This window comes from Solibacillus isronensis (assembly GCF_023715405.1).
GTDB lineage: Bacteria > Bacillota > Bacilli > Bacillales_A > Planococcaceae > Solibacillus > Solibacillus isronensis_B.
On sequence record NZ_JAMBOC010000005.1, the window covers coordinates 112,980 to 135,139 of the forward strand.

A 22,160-nucleotide genomic window follows, 5' to 3' on the forward strand; every position below is an offset into this window, starting at 1 on the left:
TTAGTGATTTATCATATTGTTTGCGCCAATTTCTTCATTTCGCGCTTCACTGATCCCATACTTTTTATCGATTTTGTCTCCAACGATCGCATTTACAAACAGTAAAACAATGAAAGTAAATAAAGCTCCAATTGCCCCCATAAAATAGTGGAACGGGAATCCCAAAAATTGAACATCAGTTAACGAGTCTGCAAGCGCTACCATAACAAAAGACACTAAAAACCAAATTGCAAAATAAATAGCCATGTACGTATTTTTCTCACGGAAATAGGCATCAGCAACTTTTTTGTCGATTTTTTTCATCTAGACCTTCTTTCTTCAAATTTTTATCGTAAATCTAAAATAAAAAGAATTGTTTCCTTTAAAGGAAGCGGTACTAAAATCACCTTAACAACCATTAAAATAATAAGTCCTATTATAGGAAAGGTGAGAGCGATGAAACGTTTTTTGATTAGTCCATAAGCAAGACAGCAAATGGAGATAAGAATAATGAATAGAAGCAACTAATTCCCCCTATGTCTCCAAGTTTTTTTTTTAATGTATGTTAAAAAGGTCCAGGATAAAACGACTATAGAATAAAAAATTATTTGAGTAGGGATAACTAAAACAGACAAGCATCAAAAATTAAACACAGAATACATAATTATTAAAGATTCCACGGTTTACTATGTTATATTGGAATAGTAGTAAACGACCAACATATTTTTGACATCGACAATGTTAATTTAAGATTGTTAAATAAGCATTATTGGGTGCCAAACCCATTAGAGTTCTTCAGGAACAAAGAATTCTACCGCAGCATCTCCAAGTGAGATGCTGCCTTTTTTTGTTGCAAAACAATTTACATTCGATCAACATACTAAAAAGCTTAGAGGATAGTAACTAATCCTCTAAGCTTTTTCATGTCATTTTTTTCACACCAATAAACAACGGCTTTTTATTAATCCCCGCTATTTTCCAAACATGAAACAGTACCGTTCGTTGGTGTCAGCCTTTTTTGTTCCCGCTGTTCTTCCAGGAGATTCATCATTAATGATTGAATCAATTTTGTTACAATATTTGCGTGGATAGGATTTGCAAGATTTTTTCTTTCAAGAGGATCCTTCGTAAGATTATACAGTTCATATTGTTCAGGAACAGAAACTGTTTTCGTTACGATTTTTGACATAGAAACAGTGATCTCTTCATTAACAGGAGTTTGACTTTGAATTTCTGTTACTTGATCTTCTACTCCTGGGTCACTCCAAAATTGCGGATTATCGAAGTATCTTGAAAACTTCCAAAGCTCCCTTTCCCTATTTTGACCTGTTGGAAGATACGCAATGACAGATTCAATATGGTTTGGCTGGACAACAGAATTATAAGGCTGGCCGGAAATACTAGTCTGAGATAATCCTCTCGTTACATCATCATCTGTCATAAAATAAATCGGCTCATTTGCCCGTAGGAAAGCTTCATCCCCATAGAGAAGCGGCGTTAAATTTCTTCCTACAGGTGGATGTACTTCAGTATGATTTTTCCTTAACTCCTGTTGAATTTTGTTTACGTCAATTTTGGCTAATCCTAAAAGAGTTGGCAGAATATCTACATGACTAGTCAACATATCCGCAGTTTGCCTATTTGGAAACAATTTTGGATTATGAACGATAAATGGTACATGAGTCGCTTCTTCGTATGCGTTATACCACTTTTGAAATAATCCGCCGTGAGCACCTAATAAATCTCCATGATCAGAAGTAAAAATGATAATTGTATTATCATAAAATTTGCTGGATTTTAGTTTATTGTATACCTTCCCCATTTCTTGATCGACTTTTTTATGAAGGGAGAAATAAAGCTGACGATAAAAAAGACTATCTCTTGTTGGCTGGAAGGCTTTGTGGTAAGTCTCTTTGTAGCTTTGTTGTGCAGCTGGCTTTGTGTGCAATAATTCATCCGCTGTAGGAGCAGGTGGAATAATAGGAACAGAAGGGTCTACTTCAAAATTGAATAACGGATGGTATTCAGTTGTTTCTCCGAACAACGTAATATCATGTGGATTTAAAAATGAAGATACAATTAACCAAGGTTGACTTTGATTAACACTATCCGCTTCGAGTGAATGAAGTAACTCAACTACTTCCCTTGAGTACACTTCATCACGACCACTTGTTCCAATGCCAGCAGATGAAGCAGAGTTACGAGGATTGGATCCATGAGGTTCTGGACCAAGCCAGCCTGAAAAGCCAAATTCATTTAGACGCTCAGATTCCAAGTAAAACTTTTCAAGATTTCGGTCAGGAATACCTGTATTTGGATCGTAACTAGGCAATGCATTTTGAGTTCCAGGAATCAAAATGTCCTGAGGACTCACATGCCATTTCCCCTTCCAAAATGTACGGTAGCCTGCCGCACGAAAATAGTCCCCAAAAGTAGGAACTGTATTAGAATCTAGCCAGAATACGTCCGGTTCAAATGAAGACGCAGCAGCCCCAGTTGTTTTAGTTAGCCCATGTAATGATGGGTATTGTCCCGTATACAGTGTTGCTCTACTCGGTGAGCATGCAGTGCTTCCAACGTAATGGTTTAAAAATTCCATTCCATTTTCCCGTAATAATTCCTGTGTCTTTAAATTTTCTTTACGCCATTTCTTTAGTTCCTTATTTTCGTAAACTGTCGGAAATCGTTGTTCATCCACTATAAAGATAAGGAAATTAGGTTTTGTTCCTTCTATGTTCTCCTCTTTCTGCAATCCCAAATATTTTCCCCCTTGCGAACATGAATAATTAAAACATCTTATGTTTACAGGCTCGAAAATACCATACACTTTGAAGGGTATTATTTAGAAAGATCCGTACCGAAACAAAGTTACAAAAACTGCATCTATTTAAGATTGCGGCAACGAATTGTAAAGGTTGTCCCTTTTCTTTCTATTAAGACATCTTTGATGCGAATTATATATATATGTATTTCTAATTTCATGTTCATTTAGGAATATGTGACTATAAATATATAATAATAGAAATGCTATTGTCTTTAATTTCAGTATGTCCGTTTGTAATAATAATGACCGTTTCGGAAAAACTAGTTCAAAAAGCGATGATAGGAGTACCTAAAAGTGACAGAACGCCCAAACATAAATCTCAAGACCTTTTGCATGAGTGAGTACGATGTTTTAAAAAAAGTACTTCTTTGTCAACCTCAATATATGGCGATTCGTGAGATAATTAATGAAACACAGGAGCATTTTAAGAAGGAAGGCATCCATATTGAACGCGCACTCGAGCAGCATGCTGAATTTGTTAGAATTCTACAGGAAAATAACGTCGATGTTATTTTATTACCTTTTCATAAAAAATATCCTGAACAGGTCTTTACAAGGGATGTTGGTTTTACACTAGGACAAACAATTTTTGTTGCTAAAATGGCGACAGAAGTTCGCTCAGGAGAGGAAAACATTTTAAAGCAGTGGCTGGAGGACGAAGAAATCTCCTATTATAATTTAATCGAGGAACGAATTGAAGGCGGGGATGTTGTAATCGATCAGAATACCATCTACGTGGGACTCAGTAATCGGACGGACGAAAAAGCTGTTGAACAATTACAGCGTCTATTAAATAATTTTAAGATCATTCCTATTCCATTTAAAGAAAAATACTTGCATTTAGATTGTATATTTAATATCGTTTCCCCTGAAGTAGCCCTTATTTATAAAAATGCTTTAACACAAAAAGAAATTAATTTTTTTGCAGCACGTTATGATTTAATTGAGGTTTCTGAAGAAGAGCAATTTCAATTAGGTACAAATGTATTGAGTATTGGCAACAAGCGGATATTAAGTCTGCCAGTTAATATTAATGTCAACAAACAGCTTCGAAATCGGGGCTTTCAGGTAATTGAAGTGGATATTACAGAAATTATTAAATCCGGCGGCTCGTTCCGCTGCTGCACCCTTCCTATCTTACGAGAAGCATAAATAAAAATTACATTGGATCTGCAGTTGCATCTTTCGTGAAACTGCCTCCAACTAAAGAAAACCTTCTTTCACAAAATTTATAAACCGCACTTACTTATGATGCGGATCTACGTAATATGGTTAAGTGCGGTTTAAATTTCAATCAGATCTTCTAAAACAAAAAGTAGATGCGCTGTAGTAAATAAAAATAAATCCCTTGCATGCAGCCACAAGGGATTTGCTATTATTTATTTTATTACAACACCCATTTATCTTTCGCAAATAAAATACGTCCTGCTGCTAGAATTACTAACGCTAACACTATGTTAACTCCAAGTGTAAGGAATACATGCTCGATATCAATGACTCCAACAAATAATTCTTTAAAAATAGCAAACACATTTAAGATTGGAACTAAAAAATATGCAGTAATTAATTCATTTAGCCCGACACTTGTGATGAATAAGGCCGGTAAAATTCCAACCATAATTATGGGTGTTCCGTAGCTTTGTGCTTCTTTTACCGTCTTACCAAAAATACTTGTCAGCAATAACGCTGAAGCCATTAATGCAGCGAAACTAATGATAATTAAAAGAGCGACCGTGCCAATTAACCAAACATTTCCGTCCATTGTCAAGCCGGCTTTTAACTGTTCTGTAAAGAAGTAGATTTCAATAAATACGATGCCTAACGTTAAAATGCCTGTAACCGTAGCGAGAATAACGAGTGTTAACCATTTGCCTAATAAAAATGAAATGCGATTTACAGGTGTCATTAATAAAGCTTCCATCGTACGGCGTTCTTTTTCACCTGCAATAAAATCTGCTGCTGAAGATGAAATACCTACACCTACTGCAATAACTAGCATCATTGGAATAAGGAAGCTCATCATTTGTACAGATTGATCACCTTCGATTACTTGTACTTTATTAACTGTAAAAGGTGTTATAATCGACGTTTCTACATTTTGTTGTCCTAAACGTTCAGAAACAATTGCCTGACTGTATTGTGTTAATGCCATTTCGATTGCTGACATGGCAATATAGCTATTTTCACTATATGCATCGCCTAATATTTGAACTGTTGGCGCATTTCCAGCAGCGATTTGCTGTTCAAAGTCTCCAGTAAGAACAAGTCCGGCTACTGCTTCACCTTCTTTAATAGTAACTTCAACATCATCTACAGCACGAAGCTCTAAATTTCCTTTTCCATCTAGTAAACCTTTTACAAACTCTAACTGCTCTTTTTCTGTCACGACATGAAGCTGAATATCCTCGTCAGGCGCCATCATTTTTTCATAGAAGAATACTAATGCTGACATTAAAACTAATGGTAAAAATACAGTTAAAATTAATGTGCGCTGATCTCGAAATGTATCCTTTAACTCTTTTTTGAATATATTAAGCATCTTCATTTCCTCCACGTACTAATTTACTCATGAAAATATAGTTTAAATCGCTTGAGCCTTCTTCAGCATAAAGCTGTTCAAGAGTGCCATCATAGACAAGCTCACCTTTATGAATCATTGCTACACGATCACATAGCATCGTTACTTCCTCTACAATATGACTAGAGAAAATAATGGTTTTCCCTTCACGTTTCAGTTGATGCACAAGCTGACGGAAAGTATTGGATGATGTAATATCCAGTCCTGTCGTTGGTTCATCAAAGAGTACAATATCTGGATCATGTAATAATGTTCTTGCAATGGCCACTTTTTGACGCATCCCTTTTGAAAACCCATCAATTTTTCGATCTAAATAGTCTCGCATGCCAAACATTTTCGCTAATTTTTCAATACGCACTTTTGTTTCATGCTTACCTAAGCCATAAAGTGAACCAAAATACTCTAAGTTTTCACGTGTTGTCAGTCGCTCATAAAGTCCTGTCTCACTACCAAACAGTACGCCGATTCTTTTTTTCACTTCATCAGATTGCTTTACGGTATGAAAACCTGCTACTTCAACGCTACCTGAAGACGGTTCAATTAGTGTAGCGATTGTTCGTAGTAAGGTTGTTTTCCCAGCACCGTTTTCACCTAGGAGCCCAAGTACCTCACCCTCATGAACTTCTAGGGAAACTTGCTTTAAGGCAGTTATATATTGTTTCTTATTTTGAAATTGTTTTGTTACTCCTTTAATTTCAATCATTTCCGTCACCTCGTTTATTTGATGTTTTTATCGTACAAATAAATACAAGAGGTGTCTGCGATGTTGTCGCAAAAATGCCTTATTATGTCGTGAAAAGGGAGAATGAATTGTAGAACTGTCAAAATATTACGTATAGTGTATATTTATTACGAGGTGTATAACATGAGAGTAGGATTAGTAGATGACCGAGCGATTGATTTAGATAAACTAAAGGCAATTATAGAGCCAATCGAAGAAATTAATATTGTATTTGCTACTACAAGTGCACAGCAAGCCTATGAGGAAATAAAAAAGCAATCGATTGATTTACTGATTGCGGATATTGAAATGCCAGAATTATCGGGTTACGAATTAGCTGATATTATTTATACACATGCCTTACAAATTATGGTTATCTTTGTAACAGGCAATAGCGGGTACGCTGTTCATGCTTTTGAATTGAACGTACATGATTACATAATGAAGCCCTATACAAAAGAAAGACTTGTATCTTCTGTTGAAAGATTGTTAGCAAAGCAACAAAAAGCCGAGTTATCGGGCCGGATTTTTATTAAGCAAAAATCTGATATTCATATCGTACAAAAAAAGGACATTATATTTATTGAACGTTCAGGTCGTGCTACAACGATCTATACAAAAAATGGTCCTGTAAAAACCTATCAAACCTTAAATGAATTAGAGGGAGAGTTAAGGGACCGTTTGTTTATAAGAGCTCACCGCTCATTTATTATCAATATTCAATACATATTAAATTTTTCGTTATACGCAAAGAATTCCTATTTAGTGTCCTTTGAAGGAATTGAAGAAAAAGCAGTTATTACAAAGGAAAACCTAGATATTATACAAAAAAACTACTTTTGAGGTGGCTATATGAAGCATAAACTATATTTTTTCATCATTTGTTGTACCCATTTTGCCCTCGCAACAGTAGGCTATCTTTCCTTATACATAAGCATTCCAATAAGCATCATTTTAACATTAGTAGCTATGAAAAGAATTACGTTAAAGATTGATTGGAGTGTAATAATTCATTTATGTATGTATGGTGTCTATGTATTAAATGGGAAGAGTGTACAAAATCTACACTTACTTTTTGGCGCATTGCTTGTGGTTATTTATAGTTCACAAAAGCAGAAAGCGCTATTTAAGACTTCAACAGTACAGTTAGAAGTAAATGAAAAGCTAGTAGAATTTAATCGTACATTTCAAGAGGTACGTAAAGAACGTCACGATTACTTAAAGCATGTATCAGCAATTGCTTATTTACTGGAAAAAGATAAGGTTAATGAAGCTAAAATCTATATGCAAGGGTTAGTAAAGCGATATGAACAGACGAACTTGTCGTTAAAGGGAGAGCAGGGGGCAGTAGCAGCCGTATTATATACGAATTACGAAAAGGCACGAAGCCACAATATTGCAATTAATTATTTGTTTGAAACACCTGTATCAAATTTATCCCTTCCATCTGATGAAATCGTTCAGCTAATAGGGAATATATTAGAAAATGCGATTGATGCAAGCATTGAATGGCAAACGAAGTATAACAAACAAGCTTTTATTGAATTAAGCCTTCGTAAAAAAAGCGGTCTATATCTATTAACTTGTTCAAACAATACAATTCCCTTGCCGAAGGAAATTGCTGACCAACTGTTTGCCAAGACTGGTGTTACAACAAAACCAAATCATAATGGTTTAGGTACTTCAATTATTCGGCAAATTATAGAGCAGCATAACGGATATTTAGAATTTATAGCAGAGAAGCAAACATTTACAATTACGTGTAAAATTCCTAATGTCATCTCATAAAAAAAGCTTTAATAAGCTACACCTACTGATTTTCTTACGGGATGTAGATTATTGAAGCTTTGATTTATTTAATGCTTCATATACTCCTTCAAACTTCAGGTGATGGTTATTTTTTACGGTATTTCTTATATCAATTATAATAAATAGATAAAAATGCTCTAATGGAGCATAGATATCGGTTTTCGTTTTTGTTTCTTTTCTTCATACATCTTTTTATCTGCTTCAATGTAGAGACTTTCTGTTTTACCAGCCGATTGCTCACTAAAAGCCATACCAATGGACATTTGAAGGTTGATATCATTACTTAATACAGGATGATGATTGGTTTTTTCACGGAGCAGATTACAAAGCATTTCAATCTGATTCATCGTTGTATTTGGTATAATTACAGCAAATTCATCTCCTCCTACACGTGAAACAATTACGTTACCGGAAAATGTGCTTTTTAGTAATTTCGCTGCGGCTTCTATATATTGATCACCTTTTTTATGTCCATATGTATCATTTACATATTTTAATTGATCGAGATCGCATAAAATTATACCCAACGCTACATTCTTTTCTTTATTATAATAATTAATCATTTGTTCAAAATAACCACGATTATAAATATCCGTTAATGCATCATGGGTACTTCGATATTGTAATTCTTGCTCTAACTTTATTTTTTCATCAATATTTCGCATAATACCTTGAATTGCAACGATTTCTCCGTTCTCGTAAATCGGCGTTGTATATTCCTCAAACCATCTATAAATTCCATCCGTACCTTTTAAACGCTGGATAATACCCTCGTTATAATTAATTTGACCTGAAATCTTGTTCTCCATAATTGTTTTGTCCTCTGGGTGAATCATTTCAAAAGGGGTATTCGAATCTCTATAGAGAGCCTCTAACGTACCTTCCCCTAAAAATAAATCTACAGAAGGACTTGTATACCTATGTCTATAGACAGGTTTTACTTCATAGTAATAAATAATATCATGCGACCTTTCCACTAACTTTAAGGAAATGTTTTCATTTTGAAACTTTGATTGATAATATTTTGTATAAATCCAATAAATTATTAATCCCGTTACTAAACCGAATATAAATAAAAACATTTCATAAATCTCCTGATAACTTTATTAAGTAGATTGTAATTTTCATCATGTAGTCCTTCTTTTTATATATAATTTCCTTATTATTCAATTATACTTTTTTGCTATAATGCAATCTACTCTTACTAATACATATAACTCAGGCTAAATTGTGATTTTTTCATCTACCAACTACACTCACTGAATATATATTTCTATAAATTCATTTATCAATGTAAAATATCCTGAATTACATTTCGAGTTGAACAAAGAATAAAGTATAGGAAAAAATCCGTAAACAATTTGTAAAGGCCGATCTTCTATAAAAGAAAATCGGTCTTAGCTTTTGTATATTTTAGATCTACATAAAAAGAGTTTATATTAAGTCATGCTACTCCCTATTCATCTGCAAATTATTACTCTTAGACAAACAAAAACAAACCATCAACTACAGTAAAACTACTGTAATCGATGGTTTATTAAAAACCGCACTTACTTATGATACGGTTCACCCTTAATAATTCTAAAACTGCGGTAAATCTGCTCTACTAGCACTAGTTTCATCAACTGGTGAGGCAGCGTCATTTTTCCGAAGCACAGTTTTTCATCCGCGCGATTAAGTACATCCGCATGCAATCCTAATGATCCGCCTATAACAAACGCGACTTTGCTTTTCCCGTAAGTCATTAGCGCCTCTAAATCTGCGGCCATTTCTTCACTCGTTTTCATTTTACCGTCAAGTGCCAATGCGATGACATATGTACCGTCATTGATTTTCGCAAGGATACGGTCACCTTCTTTACGTTTGACGATTTCCATATCAGCTTCACTTAACTGCTCAGGTGCTTTCTCATCCGGTACTTCTACTAAATCGATTTTCGCATAGCCGCCTAATCGCTTTACATATTCCTCAATACCCATTTTTAAATACTTTTCTTTCAACTTACCAACCGAGATGATAGTAATATTCACAACTTATCCACCTTTACGTTCCATTTACAAACAAGTTATCCACAAAAGTTATGCACATATCCACAAATAAAAACTATATATTGTGTAAAGTTATTTACTTGATACAACATATGTTGCGGACTGTTCACAGTAAGAACAAGTTGTTGATAACTTTTCCTCTTCCGATAACAAATCCATCATCGGGAAATTTTCTGTTTCTGCCACGTGCATATCTAACGCATGATCTATATGGGTTTCACAGCTGTACGTCTTCATTTTTAAACCTTCTTTCTTTTCTGAAATTTCCACAAACTTATTCACAATTTTTGAAATGTTATCCACAACCCATTGTAACAGACAAAAAACGAGTAGAAAAGACAAGCCTTTTTCTTCTCTACCCGTTGTGTACAATTTCATTCTTTTATTAAGTTATCCACATTTACAATTGTGCATTTTCCACTAACTCTAAATTAGCCTCTACTATTTTACCGTTGCGATATACTTTAATTTTTAATGTATCGCCAATAGATTTTTGATTATATAAATGTTTACGAAGCTCAATTGCATTTTCGATTTTTTCGCCATCCATTTCTACAATGACATCGTACTGCTGTAAACCTGCTTTATCTGCAGCTGAACCTCTTACAACTTGAGAAATGACAACACCATTCGTTACTTCTTCAGGTAATTTTAATGTTTGCTGTTGATAATAAGCCGGTACTTCCGTTAAATCGACTAAGGAAATTCCCATAGTTGGGCGTTGTACTTCCCCATGCTTTTCGAGTTGTTCAATAATTGGAATTGCTGAATTGATCGGAATCGCAAATCCTAAGCCCTCAACTGAAGACTGGGCAATTTTCATCGAATTTATACCGATTAATTCACCTGCAATATTCACTAAAGCTCCGCCTGAGTTCCCTGAGTTGATTGCTGCATCAGTCTGTAATACTTCTGTTGACCAGTCTTCTGCACCATCTTCATTTAAGTCGACAGGTACAGAGCGGTCTTTCCCCGAAATTACACCTGTTGTTACCGAACCATAAAAATCTAATCCTAATGGATTTCCGATGGCAATTACCGTTTCACCTTGTTTTAATACATCCGAATTTCCAAAGTTAGCTACTGTATCGATTCCTTCACTTGGTATTGAAAGTATTGCCAAGTCTGTCCAAATATCAGAACCGATAAGCTCTGCTTTTACTTTCTCGCCATCATCTAAAGTTACTTCAATTTGTTCTGCACCATCCACAACATGGTGGTTCGTTACGATAAAGGCAAAGTTCCCTTCTTTTTTATATACAACGCCTGAACCGCTACCTACCGCTTGAGCTTCTCCCGTACTTTGATTCCAAAAGTTTGGTGCTACATTTTGGATATTTGTAATCCCAACAACGGCACTCGATACTTTTTCAACCGCATTTGTTACATCAGTTGTCACCTCTGTTGCAGTTTGGCTAATCGTTGAGTTTGGGGAATCATTTGTAACCGAGTTAACTTCATTACCACCTGGTAGCTGATTTGCCAACGAGGGGAGCAGGAGCCATAATAATAAAGCACCAACGACAACACCACTCAAGCCAGATAAAAAGTACCCGCCTTTACTGCCGCCTTTTTTTTCTTTTCTATTTTGCCGCTGTTTTTTTTCTTCTTCTTCTCTTTTTAAACGAGCCTCAAGCTCAGCAATACGATCATTTTGAGTTTCTTTTTTATCGTCTTCAGGATAGTATCCCATATCGCTCATCCTTTCTTTATTCCTCTTACTGTTAGCATACACACTTAACATTAAAATTAGATGAAAATCACATAAAACCTAATTAAAAAATTGTTCATAAAATAAAAAAGGTATGCTAAAAGTAGAAACTTTTAACACACCTATCTTTTACCCATATTTACTTCAATTATGCCTTGCTAAATTAAACTGTCACAAGCTTTGTCGGCTCATTGGCATCGGTATCATGCAGATGCAAATATTCCCCTGCAATAATACCGCATGACTGTAATGTCTGTTCTACGCTCATCCGCGCCAGATCTTTCATATTGTTGTCTTTACTTAAATGCGCCAAATAAATTTGCGTCGGTTTTTCTGCTACAACATCAGCCATTGCTACTGCAGCATCCTCATTTGAAACATGTCCTACATCCGATAATATACGGCGTTTAATACTCCAAGGATATTTGCCCATTTGAAGCATACTCACATCGTGGTTACTTTCAAATACGTAGGCATCTGCTGCTGAGATATATCCTTTCATCCGGTCACTGACATAGCCTGTATCTGTAATGACAACTAGCTTTCGCCCGTTCTCATAGAATGTATAGAACATCGGTTCAGCAGCATCGTGAGACACGGCAAATGATTGAATATCCAGCCCGCCGAATGTTTTTACTGTTTCCATATCAAAATCAAAACATAAATCGGTTGGGATTGTTCCTACTAGCCCGTCCATCGCTGTCCATGTTTTTGCATTTGCAAATACAGGAATATTATATTTACGTGCAATGACACCGAGCCCTTTTATATGGTCACTATGCTCATGTGTTACTAAAATACCTGATAAACTTTTCATATCACGATCTATATTAGCAAACAGTTGCTCCATTTTCTTTCCGCTTAAGCCTGCATCAATCAAAAATGAGTGTTCATCATTTTCTACGTAGACTGCGTTTCCTGTACTGCCACTTGCTAAAACGCTAAATCGCATTGTTAAAACTCCCTACTCTTCCAAATCCTCTGTCTGCTCAACAATTTCGGATAAGTCATTTTGGATCTCCACAATTCGTCCTTGTACCGCATTCACAAAATGTATTTCTTCTGTGTCATCAGCCAGTTTTACCCGCACTTCCCATGTCGGTGCAAATACTTGTGTTTGCGTTAATTGAACAATTGTAGAGTAGCCTAGATTCATTTCCGTAATCTGAGAATTCGGTTTTAATAAATTCTTTCCATATAGAATCTGCAATACTTGTCTTGCAGTTAATAGATTTTGCTGTTTATCTAACTTTTCATGCTTTTCCAGCATTGTTTGCTCATAGGAAACAATGCGGTTGTCATCATCCCAATAAAGTTTTACATAACCACGCACATTATAATACAGTGTTACATCATTCACCTTCTGGAAAAATGTCGCTTCTCTTTTCTCTTCATCGATATTCCAAAGCACATAGGAATTACCTTCATATACATTGTTGTGGACAAATTCAGTATATGAATCTCGAGTATCGCTTTTCTGTAGCTTTACAGGCTTGTCCATCGTCACAATCAGCTTATTGTTATTTTCGATCTTTGCACTTTGATTCGGAAAGTATGGCACTTCAGATGGAGAGAAATTTTTAATTTGTCCGGAATAATATGCCGCACTTTCCTTATTGTTCGGAAGGGCAATATACGTTATATTATCTTCCTTCAAACGGGCTTCGATTTCCACCGTTTCCCCTAAAACTTCTATTTTCTCTCCTTCTTTATAGCTCTCTAAATACTGCGTATATAAAAAGATATTCAATACTAGAAAAACCCATATAAAAATAGTTTTCGTTTTACTCCAATCCAAATTCATCACCCCCTGTTTCCTCGGGTGAAAGGCGTGTCCATTCATTGTTTGTTACGGCAAACCATTTTGGCTCCAATACGAGGACTAAATCCGTATCCTGATCCGATTCTTCAAGCGTTAATTCATACCCAACAACGATTTCCTCTGTTTCATTAAATAATTTTTTATCATTTGTACGGAGTGACTCAGCTATTTGTTCCCCTGATTCCAGATCTCTCTGTACCCCATCAATATGAGTATCCATTAAATAATAAGGGCGGCGGTAACGGAAAATACGGTCTTCACCCCAAGTAGTTACGAGACGAGTCATCGTATCATTACTGTATACAGGAAGACCCTGTACAAATAGCTGATACTCTGTACTATGCCTTCCAATGTCCATATAGGACAAGCGGTAATCCATTGTAAATCCACCATGGTCATTTATAAAATTATAACTGTCCTTCAATAATCTTGTCGAAGGAAGCGGTGTATTACTTTCTGCAGTCGGGTATACATAATTTATTATCCGATTTTGGCTATCAACTGTCATTAACGATGTTCCATCAGTAAACCGTTCTGATTGAGAACTTTCAATATTCCTTTGTACGATTTTTAAATCGGTGAACAGAATCTTTTTAAATAGATCAGGTTTAATATCTACAGCTAAATATCTGTCCCTCGCTAACTGTATAGGATCTTTGGCCACATATAAAGAGCGTAAAGCATCCCGTTCAACTTCAACGTATTGGCTATAATCATTGGCTGGTTCAATTACCTTCTCCATGAAATAATCCTTATCCGGTACGCTTGCATACGCTCTATAATATAAACGTTTTTCTGTGTTTAGGAAGAGCAACTGTATCTGATCACTATTTTCAACATTTGACCAGTCTATAATAAGACGTGTAAAGCTTGCATCCGGTATTTCATTTTCATTATATGACAATAGATTAGAGAAAACGCGCAAAGGAATTTCTTCATTATAAAACATTGTTATACGATTATTCGTACGCACCATTTCATTCATTTTACTGTCTGAAAGGTCACTTTTAATTAATTCCATCTCGTAAACTTGCCATAAACGTAAGTGTTTATATAAACCTTTTAAAGGTGTTGAAGAGACTGTACCGTAAAATTGGTCATTTTGGCGATACAACAATCTGTACGGTTTTATTACTTCCTGTAAATCCTTAGGTTTGCCGACAAGTACTTCCTCAATCTGGGTCTCCTTTATCGTTTCATATTCCGGTTTGTAATTCCAAATAAGAAGTGTGAACACAATGCTGAGTAAAACGAGGAATGCTAATAAAAGAGATTTTATCTGTTCAACATATTTCATTCCCAATCACCCGCTTCATCCAATTCATATGGCAATGTGAAGAATATCGTAGTACCCTGGCCTTCCTCACTTTCTGCCCAAATTTTCCCGCCGTGTGCTTCAATCATTTCACGAGCGATTGCAAGACCTAAACCTGTTCCACCCATCGACCTTGCTCTTGCTCGGTCTACACGATAGAAACGATCAAAAATTCGCGTCACATTTTCTTTCGGAATTCCCATGCCATCATCTGAAATCATAACGCGAATCATATTATCATGAACGGTAAAACCAAAACGAATATTGCCGCCATCCGGAGAATACTTCAATGCATTTGAAATAATATTATCGATTACCTGTGTCAGCTTATCGGTATCAATATCAACAAAATAACTTTTTTCCGGAAGCAATCGGATAAACTCTACATTTTGTGACTTCGACATTTCAAATCGGTCGATAATTTGCGTGAAAAACTTATTAAATTCAACAAACTCCAAGTTCAGTTCATACTCCTGGCTGTCCATTTTTGATAACTGCAGCAAATCATTAACAAGGCGGATCATACGCTCTGTTTCAGTTTGTGTGACGTTTAAAAATGTTGGCGCTATATTTTCATCTTTCCACGCACCTTCTGCAAGGGCTTCTAAATAGCTGCGCATCGTCGTTAACGGCGTACGCAATTCATGGGAAACATTCGCAACAAATTCACGACGTTCCATATCGATTTTTTCCTGTTCGGTAATATCATGCAATACTGTAATCAGACCATTAACAAAACCTGTTTCCTTTTGAATTACAGAAAAGTTTGCTCGTAACACATATGGCGCATCATTCATACTAAAATCAAGATTCACAGGATCTTTCATATGAATCAAGTCTTCAAAACTATATTCCTGGTCTAAACGCAATACCGATGCAATCGGGCGGTTTAAAGTTGTTTCACGTGAATCATGAAGCAATTCCAATGCCGGATCATTAATCAAAATAATTTTCCCTTTACGGTCTGTTGCAATTACACCATCTGTCATATTACTAAGTACGCTTGCCAGTTTCCGGCGTTCAGCCTCTGTCGTGGATTGTGCTTCCTGAAGGCGATTGGTCAAATGATTGAAGGCAATGGCTAACTGTCCAATTTCATCTGTTCCGTATACACGCACTTTCCTTGCATAATTCCCTTTTGACATTGCCTGCGCCTGTTTTCGCATATCGGAAATAGGGCGAGTGATGGTTCTCGCAACTAAAATTCCTAATATAATCGTAATAGCAAGCGAAACTGCAATACCTGCTGCAAAAATACGATTAATTTCATTTAATTGCTCATATACCTTTTCAATATTCGATTGAACGTAAATGACACCCTTCAATTCCCCCTTGGGCCCTACATTATCCATAATAGGGACAGCCAGTATCCACATGCGATCTCCTGTATCCCGATCCATTGAAACCTTATCCAACAGTGTTTCGGAAGACGCGGCCTGTTGGATAATTTCTTCATTTATCCGTTGACCAACAATTGCCTGGTCATTATCGGAAGTAGCCAATATACGGTATTGACGGTCCACTACATTGATTTTGTTAATATCTTCTGTAGAAAAACCCTGCAAAATGGACTTTAAACTATCCTCTATCGTAGGAGGCGTATTTTCATCGCGCACTTTTAACATTTCTTCACGAACACTATAATGCACAAGCTCTATTCTTTGGCGAATCGAATCCTGGAAATTCGTTTTTAAACTCGTCTCCAGCTGCTTTGAGAAATAAATGCCTATAATTTGAAGAGCAATAATAATTAATAGGACATAAATCAGTACAAGCTTTACATGGATGGACTTAAAAAAGTTCACTTTTTGCATGTATTTTACTCCTGTTCAGGGTTTCGTAAGTAATAGCCGACTCCTCGTCTCGTAACAATCCATAAAGGATGACTTGGATTATCTTCAATTTTTTCACGTAAACGGCGGATTGTTACGTCCACTGTTCGTACATCACCGAAATAATCATACCCCCATACTGTTTGCAGCAAATGCTCACGTGTCATAACTTGACCAATATGTTTTGCTAAATAATGCAGTAATTCAAATTCACGGTGTGTTAATTCAATTGACTCGTCACGCTTTAATACTAAATAGGCATCTGGCTGAATCGTTAAAGAGCCCACTACAATATCATTCGTTTCCGCTTGTGCTTCTTCTATTTGAGCAGGCACATTTAATCGGCGCATATTCGCTTTTACACGGGCAATTAATTCACGTGTACTGAACGGCTTTGTTACATAGTCGTCAGCACCCATTTCCAGCCCCAGCACTTTATCGATTTCCGAACCTTTTGCCGTAAGCATAATAATTGGGAAATCATATTTTTTACGCACTTCACGACATACTTCCATGCCGTCACGTTTAGGTAGCATAATATCCAGCAACATTAAATCAGGCTGTTCTTCTTCTACTCTTTGAAGCGCTTCGTCCCCATCATATGCACAAATGACGCGATAACCTTCTTTTATTAAATTAAACTGCAGAATGTCTGCAATTGGTTTCTCATCGTCTACAACTAATATCGTTTTATCCATCATCTAATTCCTCTTTTCTCATAAATTCTCTATATAATTATGAAAGGTTATCTTTATTTTTACTATAACTACTCTATCATGCTTTGCCGTTTGGTGCATTATACAGCCATACTGCTATGATTATTTTCCGGGAAATATTCCACCCATTTAAGAATAGTTTTTGAATTTTATCCACTCTAATAACTTGAAGACCATATTATAGAAAAAGCAGTCCAATTCTGCCTTGGACTGCTAAAAGTTAATCTAAATATGATAACGGATTTACTTCTTTACCGTTTTTATGAACTTCGAAATGTAAGTGTGTGCCTGTTGAACGCCCCGTTGAACCCATTTGTCCTAAAGCGGAACCTTGTTCGACTACTTGTCCCACTTTTACATCAATGCGAGATAAATGGGCATACAATGTTTCAAAACCGTTTTTATGGTTAATCACTACATAATTTCCGTATGTTGAATGCTTGCCTGCCGTTTTGACAACACCATTATCTGAGGCTTTTATTGTATAGTTTGATGGGCGGGCAATATCAATACCGTAGTGATAACGTCCCCAACGCTCTCCCATATTACTTGAGATATATCCACCAACTGCCGGCCAAGCAAAAGTACCTGTTCCAACAGAAGGAATCACTTTAGTTCCGACAACGACAATACGGTTTTCAGGCTCTGCTACTACATTTGTCTCTGATTGTATTCTTTCTGTTCGGACACCATTCTCTTCAGTGATTAAGTAGGAAACTTCTTTTTTGCCCTTTTCGCCTTCCTGCTTAACTACTTTTTTACCTTTAAGCATCGTTGCATCTTCTTTGACGATTTTCGCAAAGTCGATTTCCTCTACTTTTTTCTTTTCATAAACTGCCTTTACTGTAACAAATGGCTTTTGTACAGTTACATTGACTTGTTCGCCAATTTGAAGGACAGTGTCTGCTTTAAGTGTAGGGTTGATTTTTAATAACTCAGCAGTTGTCAAATCATGTGCTTTTGCAATTGAACCTAACACATCTCCTGCTTTTACAGTATATACTTCTTGCTCCAATGCACCTGTTTGTAAAAGTTGTACCGCTTGTTTGGAAGAAACAATATTTGCCGGCTCTGCTAACACTTCATCACCTGTAATCGGAGTAGATAATGCAAGATCGACCAGGCGTGTTTCATCCTTTTGTAATTTGGGTATATAATCTTTATTAGCATTGTTTTGCAATTCTTTTAAATCGTTTTGTGTCACAAATTGAAGCTTTAATCCGTCAATTACAGCTTCAAACTCTTCTTTATCCTTCACTGATGCAACGACTGTTTCCCCCACTTTTAGGGAATGGGCTTTTGCCTGAACAGTTATTGCCTCTTGAAGGTTTTTTAATGTCTGCTCTTCATTAGCTTCGACTGTAAATACTTGCTCTGGTATAAGTGAGATATCAGCGCCTGCGTCAATAGTTAAGTCTTCATATTGTTCGCTTGCCTCTTGCTCTTTTTGCTCGACAATCTCATTTACTGTTGCTTCATCTGCAACAGAACCTACGTATGTATCAGCTACATAAACGTGGAAAACTTTAGCGAATTTTTCTTTATCTGTTTCATTCGCGAAACCTATATTGAATGTCACTGTAGAAACAAGTAAGGCAAATAAGGTAGCCACTTTAAATTTTCTATTATGACGATTCATTAGACTTAGATTAGATTTTTTTAAGTCTAACTTGTTTCCTTTTGAACTCATGATAAAGCTCCTTTCGACTAGATCTGTACTATAAAAAGATGTATTTTCATTAACTAGCGATTGTAAAAACACACTTTGCTAATGTATCATATTTCTCATTTCAAATGAACCGCTCCAGTCTTTTTGTAATGTAATTGTATTATTTTCTAAAAGGATGTTACATTTTTAGTAGGTAAAATAGTCCACTAACCCTCCTTATATCCATTTATAGTTTTTCTTAGTAACAAAAAAAACGTATTAAAAGCCGGCTAGACTTTTAATACGCTTCTATACTTTAATGAATTATTTCCAAATTTCATTTACGATATTTGTTTGCTCACGTGAAGGGCCAACTGAGAAAGTCATCAATGAAATACCTGTAAGCTCAACAATGCGCTGTACATAATTTTTCGCATTCTCAGGAAGCTCATCAAATGTCCGAACGTTCGTCACATCTTCTGACCAACCTGGTAGTTCTTCATAGACAGGTTTACACTGTTCAATGATTTCCAAGTTTGCTGGATATTCTGTAATCTGTTCCCCGTTATATTCATACGCTGTACAAATTTTAACTGTTTCAAGACCTGATAATACATCAATTGAATTTAATGCTAAGTCCGTTATTCCCGAAACTCGGCGTGAATGACGAACTACAACCGAGTCAAACCATCCAACACGACGCGGACGGCCTGTTGTTGTCCCATATTCACGGCCAACTTCCCGAATTTGCTGGCCAATTTCATCATGAAGTTCAGATGGAAATGGACCATCTCCAACACGGGACGTATATGCCTTACAAACACCAACAACGCGTTCTACTGCAGTTGGACCAACACCTGATCCAATTGCGATACCGCCTGCCACTGGATTTGAAGAAGTTACATATGGATAAGTCCCTTGATCGACATCAAGCATAATCCCCTGTGCCCCTTCAAACAGCACTTTACCGCCTTCATCAATAACATCGTTCAGCACTTTCGATGTATCTGTTACATATTGGGCAATTTCTTGACCGTAAGCGTAGTATTCCTCGAATATATCATCAAATTGTAAGCCTTCTACTTCATAAAACTTAGTAAATAAGCGATTTTTTAATGTTAAATTTGCGCGTAATTTTTTTTCAAATGTTTCTTTATCTAATAGATCTGCTACACGAATCCCAATTCGTGCAACTTTATCTTGGTAGCATGGACCAATTCCCTTTGCTGTCGTTCCTATTTTTTCATCACCACGTGCCTGTTCCTCTACAATATCCTGATAAATGTGATATGGCAAAATAACATGTGCACGATTGGAAATTCTTAAATTCGATGTATCAATTCCTCTAGCTTGCAGTCCTTTTAATTCCGTTACAATTGACTTTGGATTAAGAACAACACCATTTCCAATAACAGAAAGTTTATCCGGATAAAAAATTCCTGAAGGGATTAAATGCAATTTATATGTTTCTCCACCAATTTTAATTGTGTGACCCGCGTTATCTCCACCAGCATAACGTGCGATTGCATCTGCTCTTTTTGAAAGGAAATCTGTAATTTTACCTTTTCCTTCGTCTCCCCATTGCGTACCTACTACAACTACAGCTGTCATCTATGTGCACCTCCGACGAATGATTCACCTAATGAAAATTATATATTAAGTATTTCATTCTTTTTCATAAGAATTTACCTTTTAATTCCTTAATGATGAAACATGAACATTTTAACAAGTTCAAATCCTAAATGTCAACAAAAAACACGAACGTACACATTCAACGAATGTGAAACGTTCGTGTTTAAGGGTTATTCTTCTCGTGGAGGAGGAGTAAATTCTAAATTCAAGAACTTATTGTACTCTTTACGGAATGCCAAGCTTACCGTGCCTGTTGGACCGTTACGTTGTTTTGCAATAATGATTTCGATAATATCCTTACTTTCCGATTCTTTATCGTAGTAATCATCACGGTATAAGAAGGCTACGATATCGGCATCTTGCTCAATCGAACCAGATTCACGCAAGTCACTCATCATCGGTCTTTTATCTTGACGTTGCTCTACACCACGCGACAGCTGTGATAGGGCAATTATAGGTACCTTTAATTCACGCGCTAAACCTTTTAATGAACGGGAAATTTCCGATACTTCCTGCTGACGGTTCTCTCCTGGTTTACCGCTACCTAAAATAAGCTGCAAGTAATCGATCATAATCATTCCTAAACCGTTTTCCTTAGCTAATCGTCGGCATTTGGCACGTATATCTGTCATGCGCACACCCGGAGAGTCATCGATGTAAATACCGGAATTTGATAAACTTCCCATAGCCATTGTCAGCTTGCTCCAGTCCTCTGTTTCTAAAGCGCCTGTACGCAAGCGTTGTGCATCGATATTACCTTCTGCACATAACATACGCATGACAAGCTGGTCTGCTCCCATTTCAAGAGAGAAAATTGCTACATTTTCACGGGCCTTTACAGCAACACTTTGGGCTACGTTTAAGGCAAAGGCTGTTTTACCAACCGATGGACGGGCTGCCACAATAATTAAATCGTTGCGTTGGAAACCGGCCGTCATCTTGTCCAAATCACGGAAACCGGTAGGAATACCTGTCACATCCCCCTCACGTGACTGGAGCTGTTCAATATTATCAAATGTTTGAACGAGTACATCTTTTACGTGCTTAAAGTCGCCAGCATTTTTACGGTTCGAAACTTCAAGCATTTTCTTTTCAGCTTCTGCTAAAAGAACCTCTACTTCATCTTCACGCGTATATCCGTCATCCGCAATTTTAGATGCAACGCGAATAAGGCGACGTAAAATCGCCTTTTCTTCTACAATCTTTGCGTAATGTGCGATATTGGCAGCTGTCGGAACAGCACTCGATAATTCCGTAATATAGCTTAACCCGCCGATATCCTCTAGCTCTTTTTTTGCTGATAATTCTTCCGTTACAGTGACAAGATCAATTGCTTTTCCCTGATCGCTCAAGTTCAGCATCGTTTGGAAAATCTTTTGATGTGCAATATGATAAAAATCATCTGCTATAACAATTTCAGATGCTGTTATTAGAGCTTGTGGTTCAAGGAAAACGGCTCCAATGACCGATTGTTCCGCTTCACTATTATGTGGGGGAACACGGTCCATCATGGATTCGTTCATTG

The 22,160-nt window shown here is 36.5% G+C and carries 19 protein-coding genes; 3 read left to right on the top strand and 16 right to left on the bottom strand.

Translation table 11 applies throughout. The features are described 5' to 3' along the window. Positions 1 to 303 (bottom strand): DUF4212 domain-containing protein, encoded by a 303-nt coding sequence (locus tag M3166_RS16505; RefSeq protein WP_251690993.1) that lies wholly within the window; start codon positions 301 to 303, stop codon positions 1 to 3. Positions 304 to 940: 637 nt separating this feature from the next. Further along, complete coding sequence (locus M3166_RS16510) at positions 941 to 2,737, bottom strand: sulfatase-like hydrolase/transferase (RefSeq protein WP_251690995.1); 1,797 nt, start codon at positions 2,735 to 2,737, stop codon at positions 941 to 943. Between the two features lie 399 nt (positions 2,738 to 3,136). Between M3166_RS16510 and M3166_RS16515 the strand changes: the two genes are divergently transcribed. After that, the gene (locus tag M3166_RS16515) at positions 3,137 to 3,955 is read left to right on the top strand and encodes a dimethylarginine dimethylaminohydrolase family protein (protein ID WP_251691066.1); all 819 of its coding nucleotides are present in this window, start codon (positions 3,137 to 3,139) and stop codon (positions 3,953 to 3,955) included. Positions 3,956 to 4,190: 235 nt separating this feature from the next. Here the strand turns inward: M3166_RS16515 and M3166_RS16520 are convergent, their stop codons facing one another. Further along, positions 4,191 to 5,342, bottom strand: coding sequence for an ABC transporter permease (locus tag M3166_RS16520; RefSeq protein ID WP_251690997.1), 1,152 nt, complete (start codon positions 5,340 to 5,342; stop codon positions 4,191 to 4,193). Next, positions 5,335 to 6,084: an ABC transporter ATP-binding protein gene (locus tag M3166_RS16525; protein WP_251690999.1), complete on the bottom strand. Its 750-nt coding sequence runs from the start codon at positions 6,082 to 6,084 to the stop codon at positions 5,335 to 5,337. Before M3166_RS16525 ends, M3166_RS16520 begins: the two co-directional genes overlap by 8 nt. A 162-nt stretch (positions 6,085 to 6,246) precedes the next feature. On the opposite strand from M3166_RS16525, the gene M3166_RS16530 reads away from it, so the two are divergent. Then, positions 6,247 to 6,945 carry a LytR/AlgR family response regulator transcription factor gene (locus tag M3166_RS16530; protein ID WP_076259527.1) on the top strand — a complete coding sequence of 233 codons (699 nt, stop codon included), beginning with the start codon at positions 6,247 to 6,249 and terminating at the stop codon, positions 6,943 to 6,945. A 9-nt stretch (positions 6,946 to 6,954) separates the two neighbouring features. Beyond that, positions 6,955 to 7,890, top strand: coding sequence for a sensor histidine kinase (locus tag M3166_RS16535; protein WP_251691001.1), 936 nt, complete (start codon positions 6,955 to 6,957; stop codon positions 7,888 to 7,890). A gap of 158 nt (positions 7,891 to 8,048) precedes the next feature. Here the strand turns inward: M3166_RS16535 and M3166_RS16540 are convergent, their stop codons facing one another. The 12 genes from M3166_RS16540 to dnaB all read right to left on the bottom strand — a co-directional run bounded on the left by M3166_RS16540 (position 8,049) and on the right by dnaB (position 22,158). Further along, positions 8,049 to 8,993: a sensor domain-containing diguanylate cyclase gene (locus M3166_RS16540; RefSeq protein ID WP_251691002.1), complete on the bottom strand. Its 945-nt coding sequence runs from the start codon at positions 8,991 to 8,993 to the stop codon at positions 8,049 to 8,051. A gap of 468 nt (positions 8,994 to 9,461) precedes the next feature. Further along, the gene (rlmH, locus tag M3166_RS16545; RefSeq protein WP_251691003.1) at positions 9,462 to 9,941 is read right to left on the bottom strand and encodes a 23S rRNA (pseudouridine(1915)-N(3))-methyltransferase RlmH; all 480 of its coding nucleotides are present in this window, start codon (positions 9,939 to 9,941) and stop codon (positions 9,462 to 9,464) included. 90 nt (positions 9,942 to 10,031) lie between these two features. Then, positions 10,032 to 10,196: a CxxH/CxxC protein gene (locus M3166_RS16550; protein WP_079523607.1), complete on the bottom strand. Its 165-nt coding sequence runs from the start codon at positions 10,194 to 10,196 to the stop codon at positions 10,032 to 10,034. Positions 10,197 to 10,359: 163 nt separating this feature from the next. Next, positions 10,360 to 11,652: a S1C family serine protease gene (locus tag M3166_RS16555; protein ID WP_251691004.1), complete on the bottom strand. Its 1,293-nt coding sequence runs from the start codon at positions 11,650 to 11,652 to the stop codon at positions 10,360 to 10,362. A gap of 181 nt (positions 11,653 to 11,833) precedes the next feature. Continuing rightward, the gene (locus tag M3166_RS16560) at positions 11,834 to 12,622 is read right to left on the bottom strand and encodes an MBL fold metallo-hydrolase (protein WP_251691005.1); all 789 of its coding nucleotides are present in this window, start codon (positions 12,620 to 12,622) and stop codon (positions 11,834 to 11,836) included. A 12-nt stretch (positions 12,623 to 12,634) separates the two neighbouring features. Then, a complete protein-coding gene (locus M3166_RS16565; protein ID WP_251691006.1) occupies positions 12,635 to 13,468 on the bottom strand; it encodes a two-component system regulatory protein YycI in 834 nt (277 codons plus the stop codon). Continuing rightward, positions 13,455 to 14,789: a YycH family regulatory protein gene (locus M3166_RS16570; RefSeq protein WP_251691008.1), complete on the bottom strand. Its 1,335-nt coding sequence runs from the start codon at positions 14,787 to 14,789 to the stop codon at positions 13,455 to 13,457. Before M3166_RS16570 ends, M3166_RS16565 begins: the two co-directional genes overlap by 14 nt. Then, positions 14,786 to 16,621 (bottom strand): cell wall metabolism sensor histidine kinase WalK, encoded by a 1,836-nt coding sequence (gene walK / locus M3166_RS16575; protein ID WP_251691010.1) that lies wholly within the window; start codon positions 16,619 to 16,621, stop codon positions 14,786 to 14,788. The genes M3166_RS16570 and walK overlap by 4 nt, the downstream gene beginning before the upstream one ends. A 5-nt stretch (positions 16,622 to 16,626) precedes the next feature. Further along, a complete protein-coding gene (gene yycF, locus M3166_RS16580; RefSeq protein WP_008408338.1) occupies positions 16,627 to 17,337 on the bottom strand; it encodes a response regulator YycF in 711 nt (236 codons plus the stop codon). A 238-nt stretch (positions 17,338 to 17,575) separates the two neighbouring features. After that, on the bottom strand, positions 17,576 to 19,045 hold the full coding sequence (locus M3166_RS16585) for a M23 family metallopeptidase (protein WP_251691012.1): 1,470 nt from the start codon (positions 19,043 to 19,045) through the stop codon (positions 17,576 to 17,578). A 282-nt stretch (positions 19,046 to 19,327) separates the two neighbouring features. After that, complete coding sequence (locus tag M3166_RS16590) at positions 19,328 to 20,614, bottom strand: adenylosuccinate synthase (protein WP_251691014.1); 1,287 nt, start codon at positions 20,612 to 20,614, stop codon at positions 19,328 to 19,330. A gap of 191 nt (positions 20,615 to 20,805) precedes the next feature. Then, positions 20,806 to 22,158, bottom strand: coding sequence for a replicative DNA helicase (gene dnaB / locus M3166_RS16595; RefSeq protein ID WP_251691016.1), 1,353 nt, complete (start codon positions 22,156 to 22,158; stop codon positions 20,806 to 20,808). Positions 22,159 to 22,160 lie beyond the last annotated feature (2 nt).

Excerpts from the sequence above, each read along its gene's own strand:
- walK (WP_251691010.1), bottom strand. The coding sequence starts at position 16,621 with ATGCAAAAAGTGAACTTTTTTAAGTCCATCCATGTAAAGCTTGTACTG.
- M3166_RS16570 (WP_251691008.1), bottom strand. The coding sequence starts at position 14,789 with ATGAAATATGTTGAACAGATAAAATCTCTTTTATTAGCATTCCTCGTT.
- M3166_RS16515 (WP_251691066.1), top strand. The coding sequence starts at position 3,137 with ATGAGTGAGTACGATGTTTTAAAAAAAGTACTTCTTTGTCAACCTCAA.
- M3166_RS16590 (WP_251691014.1), bottom strand. The coding sequence starts at position 20,614 with ATGACAGCTGTAGTTGTAGTAGGTACGCAATGGGGAGACGAAGGAAAA.
- dnaB (WP_251691016.1), bottom strand. The coding sequence starts at position 22,158 with ATGAACGAATCCATGATGGACCGTGTTCCCCCACATAATAGTGAAGCG.
- M3166_RS16540 (WP_251691002.1), bottom strand. The coding sequence starts at position 8,993 with ATGTTTTTATTTATATTCGGTTTAGTAACGGGATTAATAATTTATTGG.
- M3166_RS16535 (WP_251691001.1), top strand. The coding sequence starts at position 6,955 with ATGAAGCATAAACTATATTTTTTCATCATTTGTTGTACCCATTTTGCC.
- M3166_RS16585 (WP_251691012.1), bottom strand. The coding sequence starts at position 19,045 with ATGAGTTCAAAAGGAAACAAGTTAGACTTAAAAAAATCTAATCTAAGT.
- M3166_RS16550 (WP_079523607.1), bottom strand. The coding sequence starts at position 10,196 with ATGAAGACGTACAGCTGTGAAACCCATATAGATCATGCGTTAGATATG.
- M3166_RS16525 (WP_251690999.1), bottom strand. The coding sequence starts at position 6,084 with ATGATTGAAATTAAAGGAGTAACAAAACAATTTCAAAATAAGAAACAA.
- M3166_RS16520 (WP_251690997.1), bottom strand. The coding sequence starts at position 5,342 with ATGCTTAATATATTCAAAAAAGAGTTAAAGGATACATTTCGAGATCAG.
- yycF (WP_008408338.1), bottom strand. The coding sequence starts at position 17,337 with ATGGATAAAACGATATTAGTTGTAGACGATGAGAAACCAATTGCAGAC.
- M3166_RS16530 (WP_076259527.1), top strand. The coding sequence starts at position 6,247 with ATGAGAGTAGGATTAGTAGATGACCGAGCGATTGATTTAGATAAACTA.
- M3166_RS16505 (WP_251690993.1), bottom strand. The coding sequence starts at position 303 with ATGAAAAAAATCGACAAAAAAGTTGCTGATGCCTATTTCCGTGAGAAA.
- M3166_RS16555 (WP_251691004.1), bottom strand. The coding sequence starts at position 11,652 with ATGGGATACTATCCTGAAGACGATAAAAAAGAAACTCAAAATGATCGT.
- M3166_RS16560 (WP_251691005.1), bottom strand. The coding sequence starts at position 12,622 with ATGCGATTTAGCGTTTTAGCAAGTGGCAGTACAGGAAACGCAGTCTAC.